Source organism: Pseudomonadota bacterium, from assembly GCA_018823135.1.
GTDB lineage: Bacteria > Desulfobacterota > Desulfobulbia > Desulfobulbales > CALZHT01 > JAHJJF01.
The window spans coordinates 1-5,394 of the sequence record JAHJJF010000135.1 but is presented as its reverse complement, the minus strand read 5'-3'; the positions used below and the strand labels follow the sequence as shown (position 1 = coordinate 5,394).

Genomic DNA, 5,394 nt, shown 5'->3' with positions numbered 1-5,394 from the left:
GCCGCTATCAGGATAAAAGAGATCAACCCATCGTCTTCATGTTTTCCGGCCAGGGCTCCCAATATGTCAACATGGGGCGCGAGCTGTATACAACCGAAAAGGTCTTTCAAGAGCACGTCGACTCCTGCGCCGAAATCCTCAAGTCGCACATGGATATGGACCTGCGAGATATTCTGTACCCCGGTTTTTCGGCAGAAAACAGTACAGCCGGCGACATCAACCAGACCCGTTTTACACAGCCTGCCCTTTTTACGGTTGAATATGCTCTGGCGCAATTGCTTCTGTCCTGGGGTATCCGGCCTGCAGCGCTCATCGGCCACAGTATCGGCGAATATGTTGCCGCAACCTTAGCCGGGGTGTTTTCTCTGGATCAGGCCCTTGCCCTGGTGGCGACCCGGGGTCGGCTGATGGATACAACCCCACATGGAGCAATGTTGACCGTTGCCCTGCCCGAGGAAAAGGCAAAATCCCATGTAAACGATACGATCGAGCTTGCGGTTATCAACGGACCAACATTCTGTGTCTTGTCCGGAACATCGGAAGCCATACAAAAACTTCAGCAGGACCTTGCCGGCCAGGGGATAGATGCCCGGCAGCTGGCAACCTCCCATGCTTTTCACTCGAAGATGATGGATCCCATTCTGGTGGAGTTCGCCTCCCATGTAAACAAGGTTGCCATTAATCCGCCGACAATCCCCTGCATTTCCAATCTCACCGGCACCTGGATCAATGACCAGGACTTGCGTACGGAATACTGGGCTGATCATCTACGCAACACGGTCCGGTTCTCCGACGGCATCAAAAATTTAGCCGCTGAAAACGATTACATCTTCCTTGAGATCGGCCCGGGAAATGTGTTAAGCACCCTGACAAAATCCCATTTCAATGCTGCGCAGATGCCCCCGGTATTGTCTGCAATGCGTCATCCCAAGGATGATACTTCAGACACGGCGTTTATCCTTAAGACCCTGGGAAGCCTGTGGCTTGAAGGCTGCACCATTGACTGGAACAACTTCTATAAAGGAGAAAAACGCTCCCGCATACCGCTGCCCACCTATCCGTTTGACCGCAAACGGCATTGGGTTGATCCCACCATCCCTCCCCAGGGCTTCGCAGCAATGCGCGCCGGCCTGATTACTGCCGGGACACATACCCAGACCTGCCAGGAAGATTCCCGGCAGATTATCCATGAACAACGCAGCAGCAAACCGGTTGCCCCGGGAAATGATCCTGAACAAGGTCTGGTAAAAATCTGGCAACGGGTCCTGGGCCATGGGGACATTGGCATACATGACAGTTTTTTTGATATCGGCGGCAACTCCTTAAACGGTGTGCGGGTTTTCACTCATATATATGAGGATTTCGGCTTAAGAATCCCCTTGGCCACGCTTTTTTCCGCCCCGACCATTGAACTGCTCGCCCGGGTTATCCGGCAGGAAAGTTTTGACAGATCCTGGTCATCACTGGTTGAAATTCAGGCCAGCGGCACGAAGCCGCCATTTTTCTGTATCCACTCCGAGGGCGGCAATATTGTGGAATATTACCCCCTGTCCAAACATTGCGGAACAGATCAGCCGTTCTATGGGATTCAAGCCAGAGGCTTGTCCGGTGAGCAGATTGAAGGAACCTCGGTCCGGGAAATGGCTCGACACTATTTGGAGGATATCAGAAAAAAACAACCATCAGGACCGTATTTTCTCGGGGGATTCTGCCTGGGAGGGCTTATTGCCTTTGAAATGACCAGACAACTTGAGGCGGTGGGCGAGAAGGTCGCCTTCCTGGGAATGATCAGCACTTCCACACCCGCCCATGTCACCGGCATAAAACCAGGGATCAGTTGGGCGCAAAAAAATTATTATTCATGGAAGGAACGACTGGATTACGAATTTTCAAACCTGTCGGTTCTTGGCCTGCAGGAAAAAATCCGCTACATAAGAGACCGATTCACCCGGCTCTCCCTGCATTTCAGGTATTATTACGAAAGCATTGCCGAAGATGTATCTGGTGCATTCAATCTTGGAGAATACAAACACTCCCGCATTTATAATTTGGAACAACTGGGGAAGGTTCAACATAAGGCCTTTCGAAGCTATGTTCCGCACCCGGTGATTCACACGCCCATCACCCTTATCCGGCCCAGCAGGCAGCCTTATGTGCGAAACGATGATCTCAATTTAGGCTGGGAAGGTCTTTCGGCTGGCGGAATAACTACCTATGAAATCAATTGCTTTCATAAGAATATCCTGAAAGAACCCCATGCGGTCCAACTGGCGGATATCCTCAGGAAATGTCTTGATGACGCCGACACCAGATGAACCAGCCTAGTGTATTTCAACCGTCAAAATGCTGGGTGCTGGGCGAGCAAACCTAATGTCATGATTCAAACTCGCGGAACCATCCGTGGGCAATGAGTCACTCCCTTGAGCCCATATTTCTAATTTATACTGCTCGCCTTGACTCCACCCATCATAATTGAACTCCTCAGAACCAGAATTGCTAAAATCCTCAACTCGGAATACTTTATTAAAAAGTATCGCCCCTGTAACTACATGTGACAGAGTCACACCCGAAAAACAATATGTGGATATATTAAAGTTGAAATTAATGGTTCCCCCGGTTCCAGCAAAATTGGGTGAGAAAATTAAAGTAGTGCGTGCCTCTGCAACCGCGTTCGTATCACCGGGGAGAGGACCGGCCTCGTTATTGTTAAATGTCGCCTGCACACCATTCTGCTTTGCATTACTCTCGGCCGATGCGTATGGCATGAGGTCCGCACGTACTTCAAGTGGGTTCCGGCCACTCTCTTCATAACTACGTATTTCATCCCAATCACCAGGTATCTCCGCCACCCACTTTGCTTCGCTATGGACGTAATACTTGCTTTCTAATAGACTGAAAGTCCTTGCGCTAACATTCGAAGCTGACATAATGAATCCTCCAACTATTAAAATATGAATAAGAGTTACCGGCCAAAAAATTCATACAAATTAATTAGCCCTCAGAAGACAATCCATCATAACCAATGATTGAATTATCCCCCATAACACTCAGCAGGATATACAGTCAACACATTTTTTGGCTTAAATCAATCAGGATATAACCATCTGATTGATAAGGAAAATAAAAAATGGTGAAAAAATTGTACCGGAAAAATATGATGCAGAGTTAGGACAAAAAAGGTGGTGTTTCGAGAACGAAGGATTTCAGCACTTCGCCCTCCTCCTTATTAGATACTGATCCAGTGTAAATGTTCCAAACAGGAAAACCACGAAAACCACCCAGCTTAAAACGACATGGGGGGTATGCTCAGCCCAGTAGGGACTGATATAATGGGCTGCGAGAAAAACTACGGAAAGCCGGGCGATGCCTGCCGCTATTGAAAGGGGGATTGAGCCAAGGACCAAAAGCACCCGCGACAGGTTGCCTGTTTTAAACAACGCGGCGTAAACAATGCTGAATGTAAAAAAAGACAACAGATACCGGATCCCGCTGCAACCATGGTTTACAACCAGGTGTAAACCCGGGATGAACACATCATACCCCTCCCGGTAAACCGGAACCCCAAAAGCCTTAGTAACCGCCACAGAACCCCAGGTGTTAATCGAACGCATCCAATCGGCAATTTGATAATACATTCCCGTTGGCAATGGGATCATGGTTGCCAGAAAAAAAAGTGGCAACGATGTTTCCACAAACATTTCTTTTCCGAAAAGAATCAGGATCAGGGCGCCGACAATAAAGAGGAACGATAGGTTGGAAAGCTGGAAACCCCAGATATTCCCGAGGATGAAAAAAAGAACACCGGCAATCAGCATCGCCGCACCGGAAAACAGTGCGGTCTCAGGCTGTATCCCTTTAATTTTACTACTTTTAAGCCACAGGAAATATGCGGAAATAACGGGGACGAAAATACCATGGGAGCTGTCCTGCCGATCAAGCACAGCAAAAGATAATGCTGATAATGCTTCCCTGTAAAGGGTTATCCCCAACCCGACAAGCAACAAAAGAAATACAAGAAAACGAATTGTTCCGGGGAATGGCTCTGTCTTTTCTGAAGTGAATAGTGAATTGTTATTTCGCATTAACAATTAATGTATCATGGACCAGTGCTGTTGACAATATTTGGTGTCAGTCGTGGTAATTATTTTACACGTAATTATCAGGCATTATTTGTTGTGTGCACAAGGGCATCTCTGAACCCTTTGCACATTTTCTCAATACTCCCGTTTTCGCTGATTTCCCTTTTCGCAGCACTCGAAAACTTGCTTCTAAGTTCTGTATCATCCAGAAGCAGTAACAGCTTCTTTCTTAACTCCGGTATCTCCCCGCGAGGCACAACAAAACCATTCTCGCCATTCTTCAGATACATGATCTCAGCCGACTCATCTCCGCCTTCTGTGACCAGCGGCAGGCCGCAATAAAACGCATCAACAATGCTTAGGCCAACCGCGCCGGGAAGGCAGTAAACATCTGCAGAAGAAAGAAGATCAAACTTTTTGTCGCCATACACAGGCCCAAGTTTGAATATGTTTTCCCCTTCGTAGGGATTTAATACCCCGTCCTGATCAGGGCCAACGAGGATCAAGCCAATATCGGCTCTCTTCATTTGAGAGTGCGCCTCAAATAAATGTTCCAAGCGCTTTCTTTTCTGGAGGCGCCCCACACAAATGATATTTTTCTTCGTATGGATGCCAAATTCTTTCAGGACACTCTCTTTTGTTTTATCTTTAAGCCCTTGATAGGACACACATAAAGTGTTGTTGGCAATGAAAACCTTATTATGAAAACGAGCTGGAACATATTTCTTCAAGTGGTTCGCATAAAGGATTATTGCATCGCAAAGAGCCTGTTCTGTTGCATATGCAAGATTCTTGATCTTTGATTTCCTGTCCAGAAGGTCCCCGCCCTGACCCCAATAGATCATTTTCCTGCCAAGCATCTTCGCAATGAAATACACTGGAAAAAGGTAGAGATGCTTCATGTCTACCCACGAAATGATCACATCAATCTTTTGAATTCTTATGAGTCCGGTCAGACTTCGAGCAGAAAGCGGAATTTCAAAATATTGGAACTCTACAGGATGAGGATTCCCGGGCTGAATCCCTGCCGCAGTGACCATGAAATCATACCCGTAATTCTTAAGATATTTTTTCAGATAACCATAAACCGGTATACGAAAGTGGGGGATATTGGCCTGGTTGATTAAAAGAACCCTAATCTCTCCGGTAGGCTTACCCTGAATGGGGTGGGATGTCATGCTTGCTTCCTGAGAGACATAGTAGAATTAAGGATACCCTTTTTGTTTAATAACAAATCAGGACAGGGTCAATCTCCCGGTTAACAATTAGTGGCAAGATATTTTCCAACAAATTAATTGATAGTAGCTGAAGCTTC

Annotated in this window: 4 protein-coding genes; 1 reads left to right on the top strand and 3 read right to left on the bottom strand. The window is 47.0% G+C overall.

What is annotated here, in order from left to right; translation table 11 throughout:
* On the top strand, positions 1 to 2,315 hold a 2,315-nt coding region (locus KKE17_13865), incomplete at its 5' end, for an acyltransferase domain-containing protein (protein MBU1711085.1).
* 6 nt (positions 2,316 to 2,321) lie between these two features.
* Here the strand turns inward: KKE17_13865 and KKE17_13860 are convergent.
* From KKE17_13860 to KKE17_13850, 3 genes are all read right to left on the bottom strand, one after another.
* The gene (locus KKE17_13860; protein ID MBU1711084.1) at positions 2,322 to 2,927 is read right to left on the bottom strand and encodes a hypothetical protein; all 606 of its coding nucleotides are present in this window, start codon (positions 2,925 to 2,927) and stop codon (positions 2,322 to 2,324) included.
* 276 nt (positions 2,928 to 3,203) lie between these two features.
* Positions 3,204 to 4,082, bottom strand: a complete 879-nt coding sequence (locus KKE17_13855) for an exosortase/archaeosortase family protein (GenBank protein ID MBU1711083.1) — start codon at positions 4,080 to 4,082, stop codon at positions 3,204 to 3,206.
* Between the two features lie 77 nt (positions 4,083 to 4,159).
* Positions 4,160 to 5,257 (bottom strand): glycosyltransferase family 4 protein, encoded by a 1,098-nt coding sequence (locus tag KKE17_13850; protein ID MBU1711082.1) that lies wholly within the window; start codon positions 5,255 to 5,257, stop codon positions 4,160 to 4,162.
* Positions 5,258 to 5,394: the final 137 nt, after the last annotated feature.